The sequence below is a fragment of the Vibrio sp. PSi01 genome, assembly GCF_054960695.1.
Genome location: NZ_JBHNYN010000002.1, coordinates 399,605 through 424,914, shown reverse-complemented (window position 1 = coordinate 424,914; position 25,310 = coordinate 399,605). Strand labels below are relative to the sequence as shown.

The window sequence follows — 25,310 nt, the reverse complement described above, 5'->3', positions numbered from 1 at the left end:
TACGCATTAAGAACTAAATCATTCTGCAACTAACAAGACGCTAAATTTATATTGTGCGGCGTTGTACTGGTAAACCTCACCATTAATCGAATCAAACGTCATCACGCTCTGACCATCACTCGCAGGAGTTGAACTCCATATATAAACGGCTAAGTTTCCAGCTTCAACGTTAAACGTATCACCAAACACCTTGTGACTCATTGCTGGAGAGTGACAAGCCACTTCTTTTAATGACACTAATTCTTTGATGTTTGGCATGCGCCACTCTTTTTCACCACCGAACTTATGCAACGCATGACTGCCACTCTGATCATTGATTGATTCAACCATAGAGAGCGCACTCTGCCAGTGATACGTTTCAGCAGGCCCACTACAAGCTAATGTCTTCGTATCCCAAGTTTTACCCAGTTGGCAACGCATCCAAGTTAACCCTGTCAGTTCATCGCTAAACGTCCCATTATCATTCGCAACATAACGCGTGCTCGGAGCCGATTTTTCCATATCTAAACTGCACTCTTGTGCCATTGCACCCGCAGAAAACAGAGCCATTAAAGTGATGGAGAGTAAATTTTTCATATCTATTGACCTTGTAGTGAAACTAAACGAATTGGGAATTGGAACGAGTCATAATTATCCGAAGAATCAACATCACCTGAATAGATCTCTATAGAACCAACAACCCCTCTGTCTGAACCCTGGGTTCCAATCTCGTTGTAATAGAAGCCACCTTCAACAGCTGTGTTTGTATATTGGCTATAAGTAATGGATTGAGTCCATACCGAACCAGTGTAAGCCGTATAGTCAATACCAAGGGTTTGATGTGGGAAGTACTTGTAAGTTAAACCATAAACTTCACCATCCGAGTTGGTTTCTGTCTCACCGAAGTCGAGCACGTTGTAGAATTCATTGAATGTTGGCAAGCGCCAATCTGACTTGCCGCATAAGTTCATTGCATTGATATGTTCAACGTAATCTTGAGTGGTACATATCGCATCGCCTTTCGTTTTACACGTCGCTAAATCAACATCTTGATCGTAAGGCGTTACTAGTCCGGGTAGCTCAAGCGCTAATATGCGATCTTTATATTGAATAGAGCTTTCGTCATCCGTTTTCGATTCCCAAATCAAGCCACTGCGTTGATCCAAAACACAAGACCACTCCGCAGCATCATCGGCAAGCACCTGACCACTTGAATCTAACTTTGCGAACTGGAAACCATTGCCGGTATTGTCATTCAGCTCTGTTTTATCAAAGCCGTATTCTGCATCTTGACCTGGGAATGAACTCTGTGGTTCAACGACATTTTGTGTGTCATCGATATCTGAGAAATAGCGTAAAACACCCGTATCATTCAATGCTGTCGCAGCTTTTAGCTCTCCTTCGAGGAAATTTGCAAAAGCAGTAACTTGGTCATTAGTGAGTACTCCACCTACATAATCGACCGCACTCTTATCAAATTTCGCACTCAATTGAGCCAGCATGAACGCACGATTAGAGTGCTTAAACGCCTTAATTGTTGATACGATATTTTGTTCCAGACTCGCGAGTTCAGATGCAGATAAATCGTCTTGAATATCGCCAGATATAGCGATGCCACTTTTCGCCAACTGCGCTTTTAATTTGTTGTTAGCTTCAGCTACCGTCAATCCGTCAGCAACATAACCCGCCAATAGTGAACTGATACCATTAATCTCATTTCCCGTATTTTTTTGAAGACCGGGAGCGGCAATATAAGCGTAAGAAGAGGCAGAAGCGCTCGTGCTATTGGCTGCAATCCCCGTATCCACCTGAGCTAACAAAGGAACCGATAAAATCGACTTCTTAGTACTAGTAATACTAAATTCGCCATTCGCGTTAGCCGTCGAGCTTGGTTCTCCACTATCACACATGTAGTTTTGATTTATGTCTGCACAGACCTTACTTTGTAAATCTACATTCTGTGCTGTCACTGTACCTGACACTGTATAGGTTGGTGCTGCTGATGCAGAGGTATCGGAACCGCCCGAACCACCGCAGCCAGCAAGAGCCAAAGAGATGGCCAAAATTGTCAATTGAGGTTTCATAGAGTTATCTTCTTGTTTTGTTTTTAAAGAGCCTTGCCATTAGAGACAAGTAACGCGTACCAAATGACCTGCCGAACGAGAGCAAGGACATGAATAGAATTGATATGAGTGAAGCTGAACCACCAGAAGAGCCACTGGTAACTGTTGGTTCTTCTGGTGAAGTCGTTGTTTCTCCACATTCGTATTTCGAAATCGTGCCAAGCCCCCACCGTTTTAAGTGCCCAGTTTCACCATTTACGTAATCGGCAATTTCTAAACGCCAAGACCCGTTAGTAGGCTCACCCTTAAACGAATCAAGAACCGAGTCATGCTTAAGTGTGAAGTAACCATCAAAGCCAGAAAATCGCGTCGATTTATGGTTAAGTAAATCGACTCGTGTTCCCTTCGGGGAAATAAGGGTCACCACTAAATCACTCAACCGAGGGTGATCGATATCTAAATACAGACCGAAATTTTCGTCTGCGGTCTGAGCCGTGCCATTTAGAGTGAAATTGAATGTTTTAAAGCCAACGATCGGCTGATTAGTTGAGCTAAACCGGCTATCAGGAAGGTAACTGTTCACTTCTTTGATATCGGATTCGAGTACAGGTAAGCCATATACAAGAGACAAATCATGCTGCCAATTGTGTAATTTGAGGGCGTCGTTGTATCGGTAGTCGACACTCGTATTCATGGCGACTGAAGAACCACACATCTCGCCGGTCGGAAGTGTCGCCTCTATCGACAACTGATCAACCGGATCGCTAACGAACGACTTCACCAATTCTGAAATATTGATTTGGCCATCCACTTGAGCCTGTCTTAATGTTGGGTACAACTCAATCGTCAACGGCTTCTTTGGATCAACATAACGGTCAGGAGCCTCTACTTTAAATGGCTCGATGATCAATCCATGCACATCAAACTTTTGCTTCAATATTTCAGCATAATCTCGATTTGGATATAGTTGTTGAGCCACAAACAGAGTGCTCTCAGCTAGGTCATGCATTTTCAATCCACGACCTAGCCCATACATAGACTCGAGTACGATTGAATCGAACTCGTTAAAAGCGATCTCACCATACTGCTCAACTGAGGCTTTCAGAGCCTGGAATAAAGGCGTTGACCAAAGCTCATCACCTAGTTCACCAGCAACACTTTCATGAGGGCGATATTCTGCTTGTCTAAAGTAACGTGCCCTTTGGTTCCACAGGCTACGCGTGGTATTCCTTACCCCGAAGTAACCATCCCAGTTAAAGACAGTATCTATCTCGAACTCTTGCCCGCGAGTCTGTGCATTTTCATATTGAATACGAAAGCTAAAACTACCCGCCCAGTAATCTCCAAACCCTTCACCGATGGCACCTGTATGGCCGTAAGCCCAATCTTTTACGATGTGATAATGAATCCCATGGCCAAGCTCATGCAGAATCACATCACCATCTAATGCATCAGGTGAGCCACCGCCAATACCAAATAAAGCCGCTTTGGGGCCATAATAGTACGTCGAGTTATCTGCAGATAAGCCTCTGCCATCGAACTCAAGAGGGGCATCAAACAGATCAAAGCCCAAGCTGCTGATATAACGTAAAGACTGATCTAGATGAGCAAATACCATCAATTGTAGGAATCGCACATCTTGCCAATCCACATTTTGCAGCTCGTTCAGATCCGCAAACTTTGTGAGCCCCTCAGCTGCGAGAAAACTTGAAGTGTCACGGTTCGTTACAGCACCTGAGTCTGGGTCAAGTGAATACAAGGCTGTTGCATCAACCTGAGATATACGAGCATTGGTAAGGTAGATACCATCGCTGTGGTTCAATACCTCCACATCCGCTTGCACGTAGTGTGGGAGGCTTGGATATTGACTCACATCGGTGAGCAAACTTTCTGGTGGCGCAGCTCTATCCATGGTTCTTAAATCAGGACTGAACACATTCACATGCGTCGCAACCACTTGGCCACTGCTTAAGCTCGGCGCACGCTCTGCTTCTAATAAGCGAGGAACTTCTAGCTCAGCAGCCGTTGTCGGATTTCCGTTGAGTAACACGGTATTTTCTAAGCTTCTGAAAACGCGTGAAACCTGCTCGTCAGAGTTAGTGGATAGAACCACAGATTTCTGTTGTTGGTACTCACCTTTGATCAATAAGTCGAAGTTATAGTGGTGTCCCAACTTAGACTGTGTTTCATAGCGAAACCTCAGCGTACCAACGTCAGGATAAGCTTCTTCTAAATACGCTTTGGCTTCCTGCTGCGTTGTTACAACAATATTACCGAGAGGGTAATCCCATTCGGCAGCACTGCTTGTTGCTGAAACCAACAACAAAGCAATGTATAGAAGACTCTTTTTCATATGTCCTCCTTAAAACGCATACTTGGCGTTAACGGTGAAGTAACGACCAGGCTCTGTAGAGTAAACTTTATTACTATCAGCTATGCCCGCGACATCTTGGTAACGGATGTATTCTTTGTCGAAAAGGTTGATAACATTAGCGCTGACATCCAAACCGAAGGTCCAAGAGTAACTTACGCCAAGGTCAACACTCGCCCAGCCAGAAGTAGTCGCACAGTCAGTAACGATACCTAAATCATCTTCACATTGAGGGACGTTATCCATCGCTTGCGCCCAATTAACCTGCGCATAAGCGGAGAAGGCGTTATCGTCATAAGTCACCTCGGCATTACCTTCCCAAGGTGTTAGCGTACGAACTTTTTCTCCATCCTCATCTTCTCCATCAACGTAGCCGACTTTAGTACTCACACTCCAAAAATCGCTTAAACGATGTGCAAGAGAAGCTTCAATGCCATATGTCTCGACTCCATTTACGTTTTGATACTGCTTGTAGTAGTTACCTGTATTTGGATCCGGCACAAATGAGATCTGTTTAACGTCGATAAAATTATCGAACTTTTGATAGAAAACGGCCGCATATAGCTGTGTTTGTCCATTATCAAACTTACTGCCTAATTCAAACGAATCACTGGTTTCGGCCTCTAGGTCCATATTAGGCACAATGACAAATGGGGTAATTGGGACAAAATCATGGTTCTGATAACCATAAATTTTGTCATAACCCGGTGCTCTAAAGCCGTGGTTGTACGAAAGGTATGTATTTAGCGAGTCTGTTAACTGATAACTCACCGATAAGCTAGGAGAAAACTCACTCGAATTTTGTTCCTTCACTTCATAGTCATTGATTGTGCTCTGTGATTCAGGTTTCAACTGGTGTAAATCAACACGGGCTCCTGCCGTCACAGTCCAATGGTCAATTTCAATCGCGTCACGAATAAAAGCAGCAAAATTGTACGAACGGGCTGGAGCAAAAGGGACATCCGCGTTAAGTGACACTCCGTTCCAATCTAAAACAGAAGATTGACTTGGACGCTCATGGAGGTTGGTTTCCATATTCACACCATAAGACAAGGTATGGTTCATGTTTTGATGTTGGAATGCGCTAATAAAATCGGCGTTTACACCGAGAAGCTGATCCGTAAAACCACGAATATTAATCGTTCTACGTAACTCAGAAACGTTATTGTTGTTTCGAGACATCAAACGATTAGTGGTATCTTCATTAGTCATATCACGCCAATAGATCTTGGCATCTAATTCCTCAAACCAAGTATTGGCAGGTAGATACTCAAACCCCGCATACGCAGAGAACGTCTCGGTATAAGACTGTTGGTCAAAATCTTCAGTGTCCCATTTACCGTCCTTTTGGATCTTAGAAGACCCTTCTTTACGACTTGAATTCTCTTTGTAATACTCGACATTGCCTTTGAGCATCAGAGCGTCACTTGACCAGTAGTTCAGGGTGTAACCACCACCGACGCCATCGATACTTCGGTTATATAGGTCTTCATCAAAATTACGGGTTTCTTCACCTTCCCAATAAGAAAGATTAACCAAGCTTTCGAATTTCCCCGAACGGAAAGCAAGGTTTGTCGCACCTTTGTATTTATTACTGATACCGGTATAGGTTGCAGAGACGTCGCTATAGAAATCTTTATCGTCGAGGTAGTCTCCCGGCTTTTTAGATCTCACAACCACAACACCACCAATCGCACCGGACCCATACACAGACGAGCTCGCACCTTTGATGACTTCAATACTGTCGAGGTTCGACATATCGAATGAGTTGCGCCCTATTTTGTCGTTGATGTCATTAGCCCCAAAACCATCAGCAGATTTTATCCCGTCTTTAACAATCAAAATCCGGTTACCTGTCATACCGCGAATAGTAATGTTTTGCGGTCGGCCTGCCCCCCCAGAAACACTGACTCCAGGTTCATTTTTTATTGCGTCGTAGAGTTCTGTTGCGCCTTTTTTTTCTAGGTCTTCACCCGTGATCACAGCAACTGAACCTGCTACTTCAGATAACGGTTGCTCTATTTTGTTCGCCGTTACGAGCACCTCTTCAAAGTGGTAAACCTCAGATTCGGCGTGCACGACGTTGGCAGCAAGTACACTCAGTACTGCCGCTGATAGGGGGGAAAGCTTCATTTACTGCTCCGCTTTAATGTCTTTCAGGGTAAGTGATAAAAGGAATGCGTATTCAAACGCTTGTTGCGCTAAGGATTTTCGTCTATCTGTCGAATGTCCTTGAGTAAAGTTTGTCGACAATAAATAGGGCCCACTTCCAGTCGTTAGCTCGCTTAATTTTGCGTAATACTTAGCCCCTTCCCAATAGGGAACGCGGCGATCGTTGAGGCCAACTTGAATCAATATCGGTGGGTAATTTTGTTCGCTAAGATTCAGATAAGGGTCATATTGCTGCATGACCTTCAATTCATCGGCAATGTTTGGATTGCCCCACTCACCGTACTGCTGAGCTGTTAGAGGTAATGCAGAATCAGACATGCTATTAACAACATCAACAAATGGCGCTTTAAGGACAGCACCATCAAACAAGTCAGGAGCTTGATTTAAAGCTGCAGCAACAAGAGTGCCACCAGCACTTCCACCCATCGCATAAATAGGGCGCTTACCAAGATTGTATGCTGTCAAATCACGAGCAACTGCGATGAAATCCAAGATGGCATTTTCTTTTTTAATCCCCTTACCGGCTTGATACCAAGACTCACCATAAAACCCGCCCCCACGAACATGTGCAATTGCATAAATAACACCTTCATCAAGTAAGCTAATAATTTGTGGCATGAAATAGGGCTTCATCGCCATGCCATAAGCTCCGTATCCATACAAAAACACTGGTGTGGTCTTAGTCAATTTGTCTTTGCGATAAGCCAGTGTGACTGGAATTGTTACCCCACCAGAATTCACCATAACTTGCTCGGTTTGATACGCTGATTGTTGGTATTGAGGGTAATGGTCTTGAGAGAAGCGTTCTCGTTGTAAAGTATCAGTATTTAACCGGTCCCACTTTGCTGGCTGAGTCAAAGACATGCTGCGAATATGCAATTTGTTACTTTGGTAGTCGCCCACTTGGCTTACCCAAGCAACTTGGCCTGCGTCAGCCAATAACTGGCTTGAACGATAGCGGTTATCTTTGTCGAGAAAATTTAGAGACTGAGACGCACCACTTTGGCTAACAACCACAGCGCCGGATTCAAACAAATAGAAGTTACTGATTCTAGACTCGTCCGTTGGTTCAAAAACCGCTCGCCAGAGGTTGATATGTGGAGCCTGAGTAAGTGGTGCAGAGTAAAAAGCAAAATCATTGCGGTCGTGATTGCTGTTTGCAAACAACATAGAATCCGAAACATCAACGTAGTATTCCACCCCAGTTTTTCGTGGTAATAGTGGTTTGGAGATTTCACCGTTATCGAGGTTTAACAAACGTTGCTCGCTGGAGTTTTCACTGTTTGCCTGAACGACAGCAAATTGCTTATCACTTGAAAGGTAATACGAAAGCAACCAAGCGGAATCCAACTCTTCCGTTAATTGAATCGGCTTTGACTCATTTAAGAAGTATTTCGTTAGCGCATAAGGTCTCGAAGTTTGTTGTTCAAGTTGAATCAAATACAGAGATTGACCGTCTTTCGACCACGCAAGCGAACTGTCTACATTTTGAGCTACTAGTGTGACTTGCTGAGTTTTAAGATCAACAACACTCACTCGATACTGTTCAGTACCCGTAATATCTTCTGCTATTGCGAGCTTGGTTTTCGTTGAGTCGAGTGCCCAATCACCTAACTGATAGTAATTGTGCTCCGCAGAACGAGCATCAATGTTAAGCAACTCGGTCAAATCCTTACTCCCAACTAATCGGGACAATAAGGTTCTTTTGCCCTTGTGATTTAGGATCGCATACTCGTAGCCACCGATTTCCTGCCATGGTCTATCGGCTCGTTCAGGACGATTGTCTTGCCATTTCTTTTGTAGGGATTCGCTCAGAGATCGAATACGTTCTTGATGCAACTGAGTTTTATCATTCTGTTGATTGAGATAATTAAGTACTTTATTCGCACTACGGGAATCATCTCTGAGCCAAGAGAACTGATCCGAAGCACCAACTCCTGCCGACAAGACCAAAACAAAAGCTAACAACACAAATGCTTTCATAAACAAAACAAATCCATACGCTAAATCAATAAATTTCGCGCATGATGCACCCAAACGATAATGAGATCAATTATCATTTACATAGATATGTGATGCCAGTCACGAGAAGAACGCTAATTTATGATGCGTTACCATTGCAATATCAGGTGTTATTTAAATTTGCATATGAATAACAAATCAGTCAATAATATTGATTATATTGGATTTGTCGGAATTAATTAAAGAAAGCAATCGTTTTCTTATCTTTGATAAAATGACTTAAATCTAGAGCTTTTGAGTTAGTAGGAATCATCGACTTAACTAGTGTGGCCGGTTCGCATGGTTGATTTTGCGAACTAAATTCACAGTCCCAGACTCGCAGCTCTGATTCGTTCAATTGCTTGAACCCTTCGAACCTGTTCTGGCGCGAAGCGCGCCGCCCTAAGTTGAGCAATGGTTTCTTGTAGTTCGCTTTCTGAGAGGGCGGAGTCGTTCAAAATGTCATTTCGCTCGGCAAAGTAAACCTTCAAATTTTCTTCAAATTCGGCTCTTTGCTGATCCAGAGATTCAAGCCTTTGGGTTGCTTCTTCACCGACCAGTTCGTTTCTCTTCAAATATTTCGCTTGTTCATCTAGACCTTCAGAGCTAGAAAGCTGTTGGAGTAACACCTGGTTCTGATAACTCGACTGAACGTAATTGGGCTGTTCAGACAAATACGATTCGAACCTTTGTTGGTAATCTTGCTCGGCTAAACCTTCCTGTCTCAGAAGCAATTTCTCTAAGGCTATTTCCCTCATTTTATTGTCATGGGTAAACAGAATACTTATCTCACTCTGACTAAAAAATTGAGCCTGGAGATCGAGTAACGTTTGATTGAGCAAACGCAAATCTTCTGCTGAGATCGTATCGAATTGAACATCTATAGATGTCAACGCTGATTTGTATTCAAGATACTTGGTAAACAGTGCCTCATCGACAATGACTGTTGGTGATTGTTCGTGGTGCCTTGCGACATTGTCACGAATATCTTCAAGGGTTAATTCTGTATTGCCTGACACGAAATATTCCATCATGTCTTTGGCTGATGCGTTATCGATGTCGGTATCTTGTTGAGAGGCGACCTTTAATGAAGAAGCGCTTCGTTTTTCGTCATTGTGTAAATCTGGGTCTTCCTTTTTTAGATATAAAAAGACCGCCGCTGTGCTCATCAGGGCTATCGTGGTTATCGACAAAATGGCGGTCTTTTTCATTATGTGTTCCTTAAGGTCTTAATAAATGGGTAAGCAACCTAAAGGCCAGCCAGCTTCAATCGATTGGCGTGTTGACGATAGAGCGTCACAGGGTCGGTCTCAAAGAGATGGTGAATCCCCAGCAAACCATTAATTTCGTCTAGGTGATTCATTTTATAATCGTCGCCAATCACTTTGCCTAAGTGCGCGCTGCATGCCCCCACTAGTCCGTCATTCGGTTCATTGAAGGCTAAGCCAAGGATTGTCATCGCTCCGTCGGTAGGATCAAGAAGGTTGGTAAAAGTGGATGACCCTGTCCATGAATAGTAATAAACACCGTTATTGGCTTGCCATTCACCATCACCGCACTCAGACGTCGGAACGCCTTCAGGGTAAAACTGATTGAATGCAAGTGAGCCTTCCGTCGTTAAAGCTTCAAGAGATGCGAGACCGTCTTGGTCAAGATCCGTTCCACCAGATAACAGGTTAATGAGCGTAGTTAATCCACCAGCCAACTTAACCGCGATACCTTCTGCGGGAGAACCTTCTGACACGCTTCCACGCACGAGATCGGCAACTTTAGATCCTTTATGGACGCCACCAATACTTGTCACAGAGGCAACCAGATCAGGACGAACTGATGCGACATAACGCGCTGTCGGTCCCCCGTGGCTGTGACCGACAAGGTTCACCTTACTTGCCCCTGTCGCGGCTAACAGTGTCTCAACTTGAGCCAACAACTGCTCGCCACGGACTTCAGAGCTGTTGGTCGCTGATACTTGCGCTACATAGACGCTCGCACCATCTTTGGTTAGAGATTCAGGTACGCCATAGAAGTAATCCACACCCGCTAATGTATCGAAGCCAAACAGACCATGTACTAACATAATGGGATATTTCGTTTCTGTGTATCCACTGGCTTCTAATGCCGATGCGCTTGTGCCTGCGTAGGCTCCAAAACTGGATAGACAGGCGATCGTCCAAATTAATATCTTTTTCAATGCTCTTTCCTTAAACAGATTAGACCTCTGATGAGTAAAGGAACCCTAGGTTAGAATTTTATAAAAAAGAAAATTGGAGATTGATATTTGTGATGATGAACTTGAATTAAACAGCGGTGATTAACATTCAACCTATGTCTCCTAACAACATGCCCAACAGTAAATAACTGATTTAAATGCATTATTACATGACTTAGAAAAATCGAATTCGATTCCACAATAGTGGCTCACGTCCAGGTTACTCGTGAGTACTCACCAATGAAAGCCTACTAAGGAACAAATACTAACCAAAATCCAATGGCAAACTTCGTCTTATATTTGATTGTTCGAACAATAGAAAAGCCGTTGAAAATTTGATGCTTATGCCAGTTAGAGGACAACCAGAGGTTGAATATGTTGACGAGAATTATTGACATTAGATATAGGTCGTACCAGTTATTCGCTATTCAGTTATTAAGAATAACAAGCAACACAAAACAACGTCTTTATTTGGCTTACCTAAATACAATAAGAGATTGCAGTGATGAAAAATACGGCTTTGATGCTCGCGTTAACCATCCCTTTTGGTGCTTATGCATCTGAAGAAAATTCTATACCCACTCCTGAATCGATTACGTCTGCACAGGTTCTAAAAACACAAGGAGAACAAACCTATTCCTATGTTCGATGTTGGTATCGAACCGACGCATCACATGATTCTCCAGCCACAGATTGGCAATGGGCAAAGAAGGAAAATGGAGATTATTACACGATAAATGGATACTGGTGGTCTTCAGTCTCATTCAAGAATATGTTTTACAGTGACGCCCCACAATCTGAAATCAAACAGCGTTGTGAACAGACTCTCGGCCTCCAACATGATGTCGGAGACATCACCTATTTTGCCGCAGACAATCGCTTCTCTTACAATCACTCAATCTGGACCAACGATAACGCTGTGCAAGCCAATAGTATCAATCGTATTGTTACCTTTGGTGATAGCCTTTCTGATACTGGCAACCTATTTAATGGCTCTCAATGGGTTTTCCCAAATGCAAACTCATGGTTTCTAGGGCACTTTTCAAACGGTTTGGTTTGGACCGAATATTTAGCTAAAGCCAAAGACGTTCCTCTTTATAACTGGGCCGTGGGTGGCGCAGCAGGTACCAATCAATACGTCGCACTGACTGGTGTTTATGACCAAGTTACGTCTTACTTGACCTACATGAAAGTTGCGAAAAACTACCGCCCGGAAAATTCGTTATTTACGTTAGAATTTGGCCTCAATGATTTCATGAATTACGGCAGAGAGGTCGCCGATGTAAAAGCCGACTTCAGTAGCGCTTTGATCCGCTTAACAGAATCTGGAGCGAACAATATCTTACTCTTCACATTGCCCGATGCGACCAAGGCTCCGCAATTTAAATATTCGACCGAGCAAGAGATCATTAAAGTTCGTGGCAAGATTTTAGAGTTCAACCAATTCATCAAAGCTCAAGCCGAATATTATCAAGGCATGGGGAAAAACGTGGTGTTGTTCGATGCAAACGCACTCTTTGCCAGTATCACTAATAATCCTGAGCAGCATGGCTTTAGGAATGCGAGTGATGCCTGCCTAAATATCAACAGAAGCTCATCGACCGACTATTTACGAAGCCACAGTTTAACCAGCGACTGCGCGACATATGGCTCGGATAGTTATGTATTTTGGGGCGTGACACACCCAACGACAGCAACTCATAAATACATCGCAGACCATATCTTGGCGTACTCGTTCTCAACGTTCAATTTCTAGCGAGGAAGAGCTCATCGAGCCTCATGAGTTGCCGCCTGTAAGTACCGAAAGTTAAGGCTTACACAAGGTACAGATACAAAAAAACCGCCATCATCGGCGGTTTTTTATTTGCATCAACCTTTCAAAGCTAAGCTTTTAGGTCACGCAAGTTGATTACTCGTCGTCCGCTTTTGGAGCAACTTTCTTCTTAGGGATAAACACGGTATCACCCACTGCCACATTCTTGTGGAAGCTTTTATCGCGCTTAACCGGTTTCTTAGGCGTTTTCTTAGCTTGAGTATTGGTTTTCTTCTTCGCTGGACCGCCTTTAGCAACAGCGGGTTTACGCGGCTTAATGCCCTTAAACTTACCTTTCAAACCTTCTAAAATAGAGAAAGTAAGATCTTGCTGAAGGTAAAGTTCAACGCGCTTGAAGCTGTCCCAGTCTTTTGGACCAACCAATGAAATCGCATCACCTTTATTACCAGCACGGCCAGTACGACCAACACGGTGAACGTACTCTTCCGTGTGCTTAGGCATATCAAAGTTGATAACGTGGCTTACGTTTGGAATATCAATACCACGAGAAGCAACGTCTGTTGTTACCAAGATCTTGTATACCGCGCGCTCAAATTGGCTCATGATCGCGTTACGTTGCGTTTGGTTTAGGTTACCACTTAGTGCAACCGCTTTAAGCTTCTTCTCGTTCAGCTTTTCCGTTAGACGGTCGGTATCTGCGCGAGTTGCCGTGAAGATCATAACCTGACGGTATTCAGCTTCTTCTAATACACGGTCAAGAATCGCCTCTTTGTGGTCTAGATGATCACACAAGTAGAACTTTTGTGTGATATCTAAGTGTTGCTCGTTAGAAACACCCACCGAGATACGCTTCGGCGCGTCTAACATCTCATTTGCAATACCATTCACTTCCGCGTGATCGAGCGTTGCAGAGAACATTAGAGTCTGACGTCGACGGTGTTTAGCGGCATTCGCAATACGACGTAGTTCAGGAGCAAAGCCTAAATCAAGCATACGGTCAGCTTCATCAAGGATTAGCGTCTCAACACCATCTAAAAATAGGGAGCGGTGCTCAAGGTGATCCGCAAGACGGCCTGGAGTCGCTACAATAAAGCGAGGGTACTTACGCAGAGCTTTAACTTGGTCGTTAAAGTTTTCACCACCTAAGATAAGTGCGGCTTCGTAAGACAAACCACCAAGCATACTACGGAGTTCGCCATAAACTTGCTTAGCTAGCTCACGAGTAGGAGCCAAAATTACACCACGAGGATCTTTAGCAGAAAACGCTTTGGTTTTTAATGCTTTGTGTATCATTGGCAACACAAACGCCAACGTTTTTCCTGATCCCGTTTTTGATGAAGCCAATAGATCCTTACCGGCAATAGCAACAGGGATCGCTTTTGATTGGATCTCTGTCGCTTTCTTGAAGTCGTAATGTTTTAAGTTCTTCAGTAAGCGGTTGTCTAAGCCTAAATCTTTAAAGTGCAAAGGACTCTCCAGTCTTGATGGTATTGAATAAAATTAATTTAACGTGACATGATACCGCGAAAGTACTTTATAAGGATAGAGATCACAGTAAATTTATCCTTATATCTCAAGTTGCCTAGTATATTGTATGCATTGACACTAAAGGGATAGTCCTTCCAAATAAGACAAAAATCGATTCTAATCTCTCCATCTCATAAATGAGACAGAACGTGATGCTTAGCTAATTACCTCAAAAATTTAGCAATTTCTTTAGTTATTGTTTTTGCAGTTAAAAAATTAGTCGCTACAATCATTAATGAAGCGACTATATGATAAAGAATGTATAGCGCATCTTTTGATGATAAATAAGCAAGGAGTTCTTATGAATAAGACGTTAATCGCAGCTGCAGCCTCAGTTTTCATTTTAGCTGGTTGTTCTTCTGAGCCAGAAGAAGCTGCAATGTCAGAAATGGATCAATTGACTAACCAAGTTGCTGAACTAAGCAGCGAAGTTGAAGCGCTTAAGAGTGACAAAGCTGCCGCTGAAATGAAGGCTCAAGAAGCATCTGCAGCCGCTATGGCAGCAAAAGAAGAAGCGGATCGTGCTAACGACCGTATCGACAACATTGCAGAGTCTTACACTAAGTAATAAAGACATACGCAATTAAGCTGTAGATTATATCAGTCGCAAAATGCAGTAAATTGATAGCACCACCTCCGAATAGAGGTGGTGTTTTTTATTTGGAATAAAGAAAAAAGAAAGGGTAAAAAGAGTGAGAGAAAGTGAACAGCAGTGATGCTTTTCAAAGAACCTTTCGAACTAAAACTTAGTCACAAATGGTGCGGTGGTGCTATCTCAACCGGCACACCATTTTGAGCAAAAATAACCGCTTTAGCCTTTGAATTTGGCAAATCAGCATCTTCAAGCCACCATTTTAGTTCAACCGGAATCTGCAACGCCTTCTTAGAACCATCACTTCGCGTCAATGGTTCATGCGCTTCAACAAACACGCTTCTATCGGGTTCTAAAGAGACTTTGATCGGCTCATCGATGATTGTGACTTGCTCACCGCGGTTAACCTGTTCAAAAAGCCATTCGATATCTTTCGGTTCCATGCGAATACATCCGGAGCTGACTCGCAAGCCTATACCAAAATCTTTATTAGTGCCGTGTATAAGATAATCACCCGCACCATAAGCAAGTCGCAATGCATACTCACCTAGAGGATTCTCAGGACCCGCAGGGACCACTCGTGGTAACTCAATACCTTTCTCTAAATACTCTTTACGAATTGAATTGGGAGGAGTCCAAGTTGGATTAGGTCTTTTCTGACTTATCTTGGTGATCATCTCGGGTGTATCACGCCCTACTCGACCAATGCCTACAGGAAAAACATGAACCTGGTTCTTATCCGGCTCAAAAAAGTACAACCTTAACTCAGCAAGATTGATGACAATCCCTTCTCTTGAGGTGTCAGGCAAAATGAAACGGCTAGGAATACTTAACACGTAGCCTTCTGCAGGAAGAAAAGGATCCACCCCTTTGTTTGCTGCCATTAAAGAGAGAAAGCCAATATCGTATTGTTTCGCAATGATGGCTAACGTTTCGCCAGCAGCCACTTCGTGTTGTTGTATCCTGCCGACAATGCGGCTTTCCGCCGGAGGCAGTTCAAAGGTCGCCGCAGACACACACGACGAAGCCATCGCCGCCACAAGCAAGGTGACCCTCACTAGAGGCAAAGCTACCTTACGTATCTGTGTTCTCATAGAGTGCAAAGGCGTAGTGTTAGCGCAATACGACATACAATTCCTTGGTTTGTCTTTTATCAAAGTTTAGATTATCGCTGATCAAATGTCTCTACAACGGTTAGTTACAACTAAAAAGCCAATCTGTTTTGAGCCAATCAGCGCGTTCTTCTCTTTATATACAACGATCTTACCAAACAAAATCGATTGCCTTTAAGCTTTCAACAGATTTGGTTATCAATATTAATAAAACTATAATGGTAGACCTGTTTTGTGACTAAAGTCTCATGGAGCCTCGTTCCAACTCGCTAATATTGCCTCAACAAAACGAATTCAATTCAACAGAATCGGTAATTGATTAAATTCTGTTCCTATCATTACCGCATAAACTTTGGAGAACGACCATGGCTACACCTCATATTAATGCTCAAGCTGGTGATTTCGCAGAAACAGTACTTATGCCGGGCGACCCGCTTCGCGCAAAATACATTGCGGAAACATTCCTTGATGACGTGAAGCAAGTTTGTGACGTTCGCAACATGTTTGGTTACACAGGCACTTACAAAGGCAAGAAAGTTTCTGTAATGGGCCACGGTATGGGTATCCCATCATGCTGCATCTACGTACATGAGCTTATCGCTGAGTACGGTGTGAAAAACGTTATTCGTGTAGGTAGCTGTGGCGCAGTACGTGACGACGTTAAACTAATGGACGTTGTTATCGGTATGGGTGCTTCAACTGACTCAAAAGTAAACCGTATTCGTTTCAACAACCACGACTTCGCTGCTATCGCTGATTTCGGTCTGCTAGAAGAAGCAGTAAAACAAGCGCGTTCACAAGAAGTTCCAGTTAAAGTTGGTAACGTATTCTCTGCTGACCTTTTCTACACTCCAGAAGCTGACCTTTTCGAAAAAATGGAAAAACTAGGCATCCTTGGTGTTGATATGGAAGCGGCTGGTATCTACGGTGTTGCTGCAGACTTAGGAGCTAAAGCCCTAACAATTCTTACAGTATCTGATCACATCATCCGTGGTGAGAAACTAAGTTCAGAAGATCGTCAAAAATCATTCAACGACATGATGACCGTTGCTCTTGAAACAGCAATCAACATCTAATTAAAAGAAAATAGCTATCTCTTTTACACTAGCTAGTTTTTGACAATACATAGATTGAAACGCAATACCTCGCAGCCAAGTTCGCTTGGCTGCCTAAATAACCCCGAGGGGGCGATCGTGTCCAACGACAAGCTGCCAAAAGATGCGGATGGATTACAACTCAACTTTTGTAAAACATTGGCGTGTGACAACTTTGGCTTGAGCGATGCAAAACGATATGTTTTGCAACATGCGAATCCTAAGCGTCCAGCGATGGTTTGTCGTGAGTGTGGAGCTTTCCCCCCCTTACTTAACAATCGTGAAGTGTTAAGCGAACTTCATCGCCTAAGACAACTTCACAGCGATGGCCTTCCTGCTTGTCGTAATGATGATTGCGAGAACTTTGGCCTATCGGTTCATACCCATAAACATCTTTACCATGCCTTTGGCTATAGTGGTGACAGGCAACGCTATCGATGCAAAGACTGCCAATCAACCTTCGTTGATAAGTGGTCTGGATCCAATAAAAAACTTCAGTTTCAAGAGAACCTCATGGGCTTATTGTTCATGGGTTATTCCGTACGTGAGATCTGCAGAAAATTAGAGATCAACCCAAAGACTTTCTATGATCATGTTGACCATATCGCGAGTCGTTGTCGTCGTAAGTTGGCAATGATCGATGCACGATGGGTTAATCATGCAAAAAATTACCAATTTGCTTCGCATTATCAGCGACTACAGCCGCAAAGTAATAATGGTGTCCTTTGGATAGCAACGGGCGAGGCACATTCTGGTTATATCCTTTGTCAGCACGTCAATTACTCTCAGAACGAAGAACCGTCTGGGAATGTCGATCATAACCCTTACGACGACGTTGCACGCTTTGTATCAAAGGAGCATTCGTCAGAAGCGAATCTAGAGCTTCCCCAGCCATCAGATAAGCTAAAAGAGCGTATTGAACAAAAGTACCAAGTGATTCTTGCCAGAGGTAACGTTGAAGACCCAATGGGGAATCTCACCGCATTCAGCTACCCTTCTAAAGGCGCGCTAGTTCGACCACCCTATACCTCTTATGCTCATTTCTTGCATGTGCTTGATATGTGTGACGAAAACAAACACGTCGCTATTTATATGCCACAAGATCCATTACTAAGATCTGCCGCTCTCAGCGTTTGTTTGCCGCGCATTCAGAGTCAAAATATTGACCTGATGTATGTTGAAGAAGATTCAGGCTGGCAAGACGATCAAAGTTTTGAAAAAATCGATATCGTCCATATGAGTTGGTGGCGTGATCGCTGGGCTATCGCAAATCAAGGTGACAACCAGAAAGGCATATGCTACCTAACAGGTAATAATCCAGAGCCAAAACAGTGGTTTAACACTGCTTCAATTCAGCAAACTAAGTTTTATCAGCAGCGGTTTCAACTGCTATTTGATAGCTTTATCAATGAACCTAGACGTAAGCTTCGTCCAGGGGGCATCCTTCCATTGCTCGATATATTCAGAGCTTGGCACAATCTGTGCTACCAAGATAAGCAGGGCCTTACAGCCGCGCAGCGCTTAGGTGTCGCGGAGCAGCCATTAACCCTAAAGCAACTACTTTCATAGCAGCGAAGCATATAGATATTTATTCGGGAACTCATTGATTTTAAAGCAACAACATGAGGTAACACCCATAATTGGAAAAGATAGATGTTTCTTTGACGCTCTAGGAAAGATAATTGGTGCTTATCCTAAATCACACTCTTATAATGATTGTGTTATCAATATGCTCGATAATTATGGATCTAAGCCTTGGACAAAAATCAGTACCTTCTTGAAACAGAATTAGAACAACTCAAAACTCGCGTCGATTCTGAACCGTTAGTGATCCTTGAGATTACTCAACAATGTCTCGTCAGGTCAGAACAAGTTTTGTTTGAAGAGGGGGCGATCCAGTCATTAATGTTGATGGCCAGATGTTGCTGGAACCTAATGGACTACCAAAAAGGTTTAAAATACATCAAGGAAGCCTACAAGCGACAAAGCCGATTAGACACCGATCTTTTTCTCCCTGAAATTCTCCACCTGCACGCACTCCAATTCTGGGGGCAAGCCAAGTATTACTCTGCCCAACAATTCTGGATCAACGCCTTAGAACAATCTGCGCTAGTTGATGAGGTAGAGATACAAATCGAATGCCTCATTGGTCTTGGCAACATTTGGCGAATGACCCACGAATACAAGCTAGCGCGCTCTACACACCAACTTGCCGTAAAAGTTGCAAACAACAGTCGTATCGGTTGGTTAGAAGGCAAAGCAAGAATATTGCTCGCGTGGGATTACTACTTACTCAATAACTATGTTGAAATGCTGTCGGTACTCGATGGTGCGGAAGAAGCCTTAAAAGATCATAAAGATAATACCTGGCATGCCGAGGTGTGGGATTTCAGAGGTCTTGCGCTTCTTGGTTTAGAGCGTTTAGATGATGCAGAAAAGGCAACAGCCAAAGCGCACAGCCTAGCTGTTGAGCATAACCTCGTATGGATGAAAGCGCATTCCTATATCAGTCGAGCTCGATTAGAGCTTCTGAGAAAAAGGCCCGAACATGCCGCTGAATTGCTTAAACTCGCTGAACAATCTGCAAACGAATTCGATAACGGTGAACTACTCAGTCAAATTTGTTATCAACAATCGTTAGTCGCTGAAGAAAACCAAGATTTTAACGCAGCTTTAATCGCCTTTAAAAAATACCGCCAATATTCTATCGGTATGCTTCGAGAGCAAACCAACCGCGTTGGCCTAGATAAAGCACGCAATTCAAAGCGCCAACTTGAACAGCGAGCAAGAAAATTGATTAACCGTATCCGTGGCCAACACGAATACGACCCTGAAAAGCACCTCTCTCATGTCGTTTCCGAAACCTTTTGGTGGGAACAACTGGTGCTCTTTAAAACAGAGCTCAAACGTTCAAACCACAGCATTATTATGTTTCAGCACATCGATACCGATTACTTAGATGTCTGCACCGAGATTGCTCATACCTTGTGTAATCAGAATGACTTCATTTCAAGACTGAGTTCAGAGCGAGTCGCTCTTATGCTTTCTGAAAAAGGGGAAGCTGCAGAGAAAACTTTCCAAACTCTCAGCACCATGCTTGAAATTTATCCGTGGCATAGAAAAGGACTAAAAGGTTCGAAGCCAACCGTCAGCCTCAATGACATATTGACGTTCCCGTTCACTCTTGAACAACTAGAAGAAGACGATGCCGAGGTGCTAAATTGATGGAAACTCTATTAAGCAAGATCACCGATGCCGGTTTAGATCCTTCATCGGTCTCAGGTGAAGAAGCGATCATCTTCTGGAACCATATTCGCCAACACGTTTCGACAACCAAAACGGAGCAAGCGCACTGTTATATCATCAGTTCTGAATATCGCGCTGAATTACAACAAAATCAAACCAGTATCGAAGAATTAAGGCATGCACTAAACCTTCTGCACTTGCCTGTTGATATCGAAGACATTCTTACGGTAAAAACCAGCTTAAGTGACCGCTTGGTTGAAATTGGCGATTATACCTCAGCATTGAATGAATTCGTGAGCTCATCGTCAATCGCCGTTGAACACGGTTACATTGATGAATACGTCATGGCTATTTTGGGTATGGGCAACCTCTGTGATGCCTACGGAGATCACAGTAGAGCCCTTCGCTACTACCAGAAAATCAACAGTATTGACCATGCCATAAGTAGTCGCTCACTTCGACTCAAGTTTAAGCTTCATATGGTGGCAAGTTTGCTGTTGCTTAATCGTATTACTGCGGCCAGTGATTTGCTTAACGAGTGTGATGAACTCAGTATTCTCGTCAGCGACAAACAACTCACAGCTCAAATACTGCTTTACCAAGCAAAAGTGCTTCGCGCTAAGAAGAAACATCACGACGCACTGCGTTGTCTGACTAAGATTCAGTATCCAGTCAATAATACTCAAGCAAATTGGCTTGCTACGATGACTCGCTTAGAGACGGCATATTGTTTAAGTGCTATTGGTAAGCAAGAATACGCAAGCATGATCTTATCGAGCACAGACAAACGTGTGAATGAATACTCATCCCCCGTTCTCGCAAAGCGCTTCTACGACTCCTTGAGTGATGTGTGTATGAACCAAGGCCGCTTTCAAGAAGCATTGAACTATGAGAAAAAGGGCTACCGCATTGAAACGGATCTCATGAAACAGATCCCTATCAGCGAACTGGGCTCGAGCCAACTACGTCGTCTTTCGCGATTTGAACTACAACTGAAGCTAATTCTCTCTGAACAAGAAAATCGTGAGTTGAAAGAAACCACCGAACAGCACAAAAACGCAGTGGCTCAACTACAACAAGATGTTTTCACCGACCCACTGACAGGTTTACACAACCGTCGTTGGCTAGACGTAAAACTCAAAGACTTGCTCCTACACGAGACACCTTTCGCATTGATGGTTGTCGATATTGACCACTTTAAATCAATCAATGACGAACTCAGTCACTTAGTGGGTGATAAAGCGATTGTTAGCGTTTCTCAAGAGCTGCGTTCTTACTTTAAATTTAGAGGAGCTTCATGTGTTAGGTTTGGTGGAGAAGAATTCTTAGTTATCCTTGAAAACACTAACCTTGATAAAGCGGAAATGCACTCTGAGAATTATCGAGAACGTATTTTCCAATTCGGCTGGCATGAGATCTTAGGAGAGCGCGGTCTAACCGTGAGTATTGGTATCACAATACACCGCGAGGGAGAGAATACTCAACGTACCTTCTACCGAGCAGACAAAGCCTTGTACCGAGCTAAAGCTAACGGTCGTAATCAAACTTGTACCGAATAATTTAAGCCAAACTACTGATAGAAAAAAAGAGAGATTCCACCTAACGCAGCAAGTGTCCCGATGACACTTTGCTTCGAGATCTTTTCCCCTTTGAGCACATAGATCACCAAAATAAAGACAGGGCTGGTCGCTATTAATGTTTGTGCAATTGCTGGGTTGGCATTTTTCAACGCAACCTGCTGAAGCCACAGCGCCAAAAATGTTCCGACAAATATTGCCCCTAAAAGCCACAGCTTGTCGAATTTGGTCATCTCCCATAAATCTTTTTTCATAGACGAGTAAGGCTTACTCTCAACAAAAGGGATAATCAGCATCACGACAAACACACCTATCGTGAGGCGAATCAGCGCTCCTAACAATGGGGGAATATCACCAGCCACCAAAGCATAATGGGAAATCACTACTCCAGAAGCCTGACAAACACTCGCCACAAGCCCAAATCCAATACCACTCCATTGTGCTTTGTTTTTAGAATCGGCCTCCCCATTCACAGACTGAGACGGCTGAAAAACGACAAATGTCACGGCTAAAGTCGTGATAACAACACCGAGCCAACTTTGCAACGTCAATGCAGCACCTAAAAACATTAATGCCAATACACCAGAAAGAGGTGGAGCCAAAGATTCAAGCAACAAGGTTTTATTCGCGCCAATTCTTTTTAATGCCGCAAAATACGCGCTATCTCCAATCGCGATGCCAATGACACCAGAAATGGCCAGTATCCAAAAGTGATTCGCACTCATTTCAAACTCTGGCATTGGAATAAGGGGCATCACAAGTAACATCATGCCAGAAGCCACGACGCCTTTAACAATATTCAACTGCATCGCAGAGAAGCGATGACCGAACTGTCCGTAAATCCATGTCGCACACGCCCACACAATAGCCGCACCTATCGCGGCAAGTTCACCTATATACATCCGTATTTATCCTCAGTGATATGTATGCCATTTCAACCTAGCCTGCATGATTTCTGTTACGATGATTCGGCTAATTACGGTTTGTCATTCTGAAAATTTCATATTAACACCCACTTTTTGGCGTTAATCGAACCTAAAATTAGCCACCGACTCACCTTGCCTCTAACTGGATTTTATAAAAACCAATAACTATTATGCTCACATTAGAAGCGAACACACATTATTTTCAACTCGATAAATCATTTTTATAACAATTACTTGGATGATAGCGTAGTATATTTATAACTAATATCTAACATTACAAGGATCTGTTATGTTTTTAGACTACTTTGCGCTCGGCCTACTTATTTTCGTAGCATTAGTAATCTTTTACGGCATCATCGTTATTCACGATATTCCCTACGAAATAGCAAAAGAACGCAATCACCCTCATCAAGATGCTATTCACGTCTCAGGCTGGGTTAGCCTATTCACCTTACATGCTATTTGGCCCTTCCTTTGGATCTGGGCAACGCTATGGCGTAAAGATCGTGGCTGGGGCTTCGCTAAATTAGAAGAAGAACAACACGACATTCATCATCGTGTTGATATTTTGATCGACCAGGTTAGCACGCTTCAGGAAGAAATTGCTCAACTCAAACAGGCAAATTCCGTAGAAGTGAATACAGACAAAGTTCAAAACAACGATCAAGATCAGGAGGTTAAGTAATGGATTTACTGCTGATAATGACCTACGCGGCACTTTGTATCACTATTTTCAAAGTGTTTAATATCCCGCTAAACAAATGGACTGTACCTACCGCCGTTCTTGGTGGTGTTATCATCATAGGTACATTGATCCTATTGATGAACTACAACCACCCTTTTACTCAAATTGGTAACCAAGTTTACTCAACAACGCCGGTTGTTTCTGGTGTAAGAGGTAAAGTTATAGAAGTGCCTGTAGAGGCAAATAAACCTCTTAAGCAAGGGGATATTCTTTTCAAGATCGACCCTATTCCATTTGAAGCTGAAGTCGCACGATTAGAGGCGAAAGTAAAAGAGGCGAGCCAAGGCGCTCTCGGTATGGAATCGGAAGTAACCGAAGCCGAAGCCGCAAGAATCAAAGCCATCGCAGAGCGAGATAAAGCCCAACGTGAATTCTCTCGTTATAAACGTGGTTATGACAGTGGCGCCTTTACTGAGCAACAATTAGACACTCGCAGACAAGCTTACAAAGCATCGGAAGCCGCCGTGAAAGTGGCAGATGCAAATCTAGAACAAGCAAAAATCGCCTTGGACTCTGAAATTGGTGGCGAGAATACCGCGGTTTTGAGTTTATTGGCCGAATTGCGTAAAGCTCAGTTCGATCTAGAGCAAACCGTGGTACGAGCACCGACCGATGGTTACGTAACTCAACTTGCTCTGCGCCCTGGTGTAATGGCTGTGCCACTTCCACTAGCACCCGTTATGACTTTTGTTCACACCGAAGAACAGTTCTATACTGCAGCATTCAGACAAAACTCCTTACAACGCCTACAACCTGGTTACGAAGCAGAATTTTTGTTTAGAGCGCTACCAGGGGAAGTATTCAAAGGGCGCATTGATGAGGTGATTCCAGCTATCGGTGAGAGCCAATTCCAAGCTAGAGGCGCGCTTCTAGGTACTGATGCATTGCGTACCAGTGGTCGTGTGTTTGTTAAATTAAGCATCACCGATGATCTATCGGAATACCATTTACCTATGGGTACCGCGGTTGAAGTTGCCGTTTATTCTGACAGTTTCACTCATGTATCTATTATGCGTAAAGTGCTTATTCGTATGAAAAGTTGGCAAAATTATCTATACCTTGACCACTAAACTGTAGTGGAACAAAGAGAAAACTACTTAACACATTGTTAATATGAATGAAAAAGCCAGATCTGTTCTGGCTTTTTTGTTGCTTGATTAACCATAAAGTTGTGCTTTTTACGCCACATTAGCCTACTAAGGTGGAATTTTAGACATCTAGACACTTATCTTCCCTTATGGAAGGGTTCTACTGTATAATGCGCGCCTTATTTTTTATATTTGCCCAAAAAATGTTCTCATTGAGACGCATATTACTAATGGCGAATATTCGTTCTTTATCATGCTTTATCTTTCTGTATTCGAGGTTATCTATGAACTTTTCAGCTAAAACAGTCGTCGTTATTGCCATTGGCGCGGCGCTGTACGGCATTGGTGGTTTACCTATGTTTGGTGTCCCAGTGTTTGCGAACACGACATTGAAACCAGCAATGGCCGTCCTTGCACTGTTTTCGGTTCTATTTGGCCCTATTGTTGGCTTCTTGGTTGGTTTTATTGGCCACTGGGTTACCGACTTATTTGCAGGTTGGGGCGTATGGCTAACTTGGGTATTAGGCTCAGGTATCGTAGGTATGGTTATCGGTCTTTTCCCAATAATAACCAAAAATCGCCTTCAGCAAGGCGAGCTTCCAATGAAAGATTTTGTATTGTTCGTGATACTTGCCCTTGCAGGTAACGTTGTGGGCTATGGCTGCTCTGCGTTCCTAGACACCATCCTATACGCTGAACCGTTTACTAAAGTCTTCACTCAACTGTCTATCATCGCAGCGGGTAACACAGTTCTGATCGCTGTTGTGGGCTTCCTGATCCTAAAATCAGTCGCTAAACGCAACAAACAAAGCCGCAACCTGACTGAGGCATAAG

19 protein-coding genes are annotated in these 25,310 nt (G+C 43.3%); 9 read left to right on the top strand and 10 right to left on the bottom strand.

The window, feature by feature from the left end; translation table 11 throughout:
* Positions 1-18 precede the first annotated feature (18 nt).
* The 7 genes from ACFI6G_RS04985 to ACFI6G_RS04955 all read right to left on the bottom strand — a co-directional run bounded on the left by ACFI6G_RS04985 (position 19) and on the right by ACFI6G_RS04955 (position 10,777).
* The gene (locus ACFI6G_RS04985; RefSeq protein ID WP_010431524.1) at positions 19-576 is read right to left on the bottom strand and encodes an Lcl C-terminal domain-containing protein; all 558 of its coding nucleotides are present in this window, start codon (positions 574-576) and stop codon (positions 19-21) included.
* Positions 577-578: 2 nt separating this feature from the next.
* On the bottom strand, positions 579-2,063 hold the full coding sequence (locus tag ACFI6G_RS04980; protein WP_016787334.1) for an Lcl domain-containing protein: 1,485 nt from the start codon (positions 2,061-2,063) through the stop codon (positions 579-581).
* Between the two features lie 4 nt (positions 2,064-2,067).
* Positions 2,068-4,395: a proprotein convertase P-domain-containing protein gene (locus tag ACFI6G_RS04975; protein WP_010431532.1), complete on the bottom strand. Its 2,328-nt coding sequence runs from the start codon at positions 4,393-4,395 to the stop codon at positions 2,068-2,070.
* A gap of 9 nt (positions 4,396-4,404) precedes the next feature.
* Complete coding sequence (locus ACFI6G_RS04970) at positions 4,405-6,546, bottom strand: TonB-dependent hemoglobin/transferrin/lactoferrin family receptor (RefSeq protein WP_462710162.1); 2,142 nt, start codon at positions 6,544-6,546, stop codon at positions 4,405-4,407.
* On the bottom strand, positions 6,547-8,568 hold the full coding sequence (locus tag ACFI6G_RS04965; protein WP_016767400.1) for a prolyl oligopeptidase family serine peptidase: 2,022 nt from the start codon (positions 8,566-8,568) through the stop codon (positions 6,547-6,549).
* Positions 8,569-8,909: 341 nt separating this feature from the next.
* Positions 8,910-9,797, bottom strand: coding sequence for a lipase secretion chaperone (locus tag ACFI6G_RS04960; RefSeq protein WP_010431547.1), 888 nt, complete (start codon positions 9,795-9,797; stop codon positions 8,910-8,912).
* 38 nt (positions 9,798-9,835) lie between these two features.
* The gene (locus ACFI6G_RS04955) at positions 9,836-10,777 is read right to left on the bottom strand and encodes a lipase family alpha/beta hydrolase (RefSeq protein WP_010431550.1); all 942 of its coding nucleotides are present in this window, start codon (positions 10,775-10,777) and stop codon (positions 9,836-9,838) included.
* A gap of 523 nt (positions 10,778-11,300) precedes the next feature.
* Here ACFI6G_RS04955 and ACFI6G_RS04950 point away from each other — a divergent pair.
* Entirely contained in the window at positions 11,301-12,551 is a 1,251-nt protein-coding gene (locus ACFI6G_RS04950; RefSeq protein WP_010431553.1) for an SGNH/GDSL hydrolase family protein, read from the top strand.
* Positions 12,552-12,704: 153 nt separating this feature from the next.
* Here ACFI6G_RS04950 and ACFI6G_RS04945 read toward each other — a convergent pair whose 3' ends face one another.
* Positions 12,705-14,036, bottom strand: a complete 1,332-nt coding sequence (locus tag ACFI6G_RS04945) for a DEAD/DEAH box helicase (RefSeq protein ID WP_010431556.1) — start codon at positions 14,034-14,036, stop codon at positions 12,705-12,707.
* Between the two features lie 361 nt (positions 14,037-14,397).
* Here ACFI6G_RS04945 and ACFI6G_RS04940 point away from each other — a divergent pair, with 361 nt between their 5' ends.
* Entirely contained in the window at positions 14,398-14,664 is a 267-nt protein-coding gene (locus ACFI6G_RS04940; RefSeq protein WP_016767397.1) for an Lpp/OprI family alanine-zipper lipoprotein, read from the top strand.
* A 182-nt stretch (positions 14,665-14,846) separates the two neighbouring features.
* Here the strand turns inward: ACFI6G_RS04940 and ACFI6G_RS04935 are convergent, their stop codons facing one another.
* The gene (locus ACFI6G_RS04935) at positions 14,847-15,818 is read right to left on the bottom strand and encodes a L,D-transpeptidase family protein (RefSeq protein ID WP_016767396.1); all 972 of its coding nucleotides are present in this window, start codon (positions 15,816-15,818) and stop codon (positions 14,847-14,849) included.
* 347 nt (positions 15,819-16,165) lie between these two features.
* Here ACFI6G_RS04935 and deoD point away from each other — a divergent pair, with 347 nt between their 5' ends.
* The 4 genes from deoD (at position 16,166) to ACFI6G_RS04915 (ending at position 21,699) form a co-directional block, all read left to right on the top strand.
* Positions 16,166-16,876, top strand: coding sequence for a purine-nucleoside phosphorylase (gene deoD, locus ACFI6G_RS04930; protein ID WP_010431568.1), 711 nt, complete (start codon positions 16,166-16,168; stop codon positions 16,874-16,876).
* Positions 16,877-16,993: 117 nt separating this feature from the next.
* Positions 16,994-18,463, top strand: a complete 1,470-nt coding sequence (locus tag ACFI6G_RS04925; protein ID WP_010431571.1) for a hypothetical protein — start codon at positions 16,994-16,996, stop codon at positions 18,461-18,463.
* Between the two features lie 186 nt (positions 18,464-18,649).
* Positions 18,650-20,119 (top strand): hypothetical protein, encoded by a 1,470-nt coding sequence (locus ACFI6G_RS04920; RefSeq protein ID WP_016767394.1) that lies wholly within the window; start codon positions 18,650-18,652, stop codon positions 20,117-20,119.
* A complete protein-coding gene (locus ACFI6G_RS04915) occupies positions 20,119-21,699 on the top strand; it encodes a GGDEF domain-containing protein (RefSeq protein ID WP_010431576.1) in 1,581 nt (526 codons plus the stop codon). The genes ACFI6G_RS04920 and ACFI6G_RS04915 overlap by 1 nt, the downstream gene beginning before the upstream one ends.
* 11 nt (positions 21,700-21,710) lie before the next feature.
* On the opposite strand, the gene ACFI6G_RS04910 is transcribed toward ACFI6G_RS04915, so the two are convergent.
* Positions 21,711-22,619, bottom strand: coding sequence for a DMT family transporter (locus ACFI6G_RS04910; RefSeq protein ID WP_010431578.1), 909 nt, complete (start codon positions 22,617-22,619; stop codon positions 21,711-21,713).
* Between the two features lie 313 nt (positions 22,620-22,932).
* On the opposite strand from ACFI6G_RS04910, the gene ACFI6G_RS04905 reads away from it, so the two are divergent.
* The 3 genes from ACFI6G_RS04905 (at position 22,933) to ACFI6G_RS04895 (ending at position 25,309) form a co-directional block, all read left to right on the top strand.
* On the top strand, positions 22,933-23,328 hold the full coding sequence (locus ACFI6G_RS04905) for a DUF3302 domain-containing protein (protein WP_010431581.1): 396 nt from the start codon (positions 22,933-22,935) through the stop codon (positions 23,326-23,328).
* A complete protein-coding gene (locus ACFI6G_RS04900) occupies positions 23,328-24,458 on the top strand; it encodes an HlyD family secretion protein (protein WP_016767392.1) in 1,131 nt (376 codons plus the stop codon). The genes ACFI6G_RS04905 and ACFI6G_RS04900 overlap by 1 nt, the downstream gene beginning before the upstream one ends.
* 302 nt (positions 24,459-24,760) lie before the next feature.
* Positions 24,761-25,309 carry an ECF-type riboflavin transporter substrate-binding protein gene (locus tag ACFI6G_RS04895; RefSeq protein ID WP_010431596.1) on the top strand — a complete coding sequence of 183 codons (549 nt, stop codon included), beginning with the start codon at positions 24,761-24,763 and terminating at the stop codon, positions 25,307-25,309.
* Position 25,310 lies beyond the last annotated feature (1 nt).

Coding starts and splice junctions, on each gene's coding strand:
- ACFI6G_RS04985 (WP_010431524.1), bottom strand. CDS start 576: ATGAAAAATTTACTCTCCATCACTTTAATGGCTCTGTTTTCTGCGGGT.
- ACFI6G_RS04980 (WP_016787334.1), bottom strand. CDS start 2,063: ATGAAACCTCAATTGACAATTTTGGCCATCTCTTTGGCTCTTGCTGGC.
- ACFI6G_RS04975 (WP_010431532.1), bottom strand. CDS start 4,395: ATGAAAAAGAGTCTTCTATACATTGCTTTGTTGTTGGTTTCAGCAACA.
- ACFI6G_RS04970 (WP_462710162.1), bottom strand. CDS start 6,546: ATGAAGCTTTCCCCCCTATCAGCGGCAGTACTGAGTGTACTTGCTGCC.
- ACFI6G_RS04965 (WP_016767400.1), bottom strand. CDS start 8,568: ATGAAAGCATTTGTGTTGTTAGCTTTTGTTTTGGTCTTGTCGGCAGGA.
- ACFI6G_RS04960 (WP_010431547.1), bottom strand. CDS start 9,797: ATGAAAAAGACCGCCATTTTGTCGATAACCACGATAGCCCTGATGAGC.
- ACFI6G_RS04950 (WP_010431553.1), top strand. CDS start 11,301: ATGAAAAATACGGCTTTGATGCTCGCGTTAACCATCCCTTTTGGTGCT.
- ACFI6G_RS04940 (WP_016767397.1), top strand. CDS start 14,398: ATGAATAAGACGTTAATCGCAGCTGCAGCCTCAGTTTTCATTTTAGCT.
- ACFI6G_RS04935 (WP_016767396.1), bottom strand. CDS start 15,818: ATGTCGTATTGCGCTAACACTACGCCTTTGCACTCTATGAGAACACAG.
- deoD (WP_010431568.1), top strand. CDS start 16,166: ATGGCTACACCTCATATTAATGCTCAAGCTGGTGATTTCGCAGAAACA.
- ACFI6G_RS04915 (WP_010431576.1), top strand. CDS start 20,119: ATGGAAACTCTATTAAGCAAGATCACCGATGCCGGTTTAGATCCTTCA.
- ACFI6G_RS04910 (WP_010431578.1), bottom strand. CDS start 22,619: ATGTATATAGGTGAACTTGCCGCGATAGGTGCGGCTATTGTGTGGGCG.
- ACFI6G_RS04905 (WP_010431581.1), top strand. CDS start 22,933: ATGTTTTTAGACTACTTTGCGCTCGGCCTACTTATTTTCGTAGCATTA.
- ACFI6G_RS04900 (WP_016767392.1), top strand. CDS start 23,328: ATGGATTTACTGCTGATAATGACCTACGCGGCACTTTGTATCACTATT.
- ACFI6G_RS04895 (WP_010431596.1), top strand. CDS start 24,761: ATGAACTTTTCAGCTAAAACAGTCGTCGTTATTGCCATTGGCGCGGCG.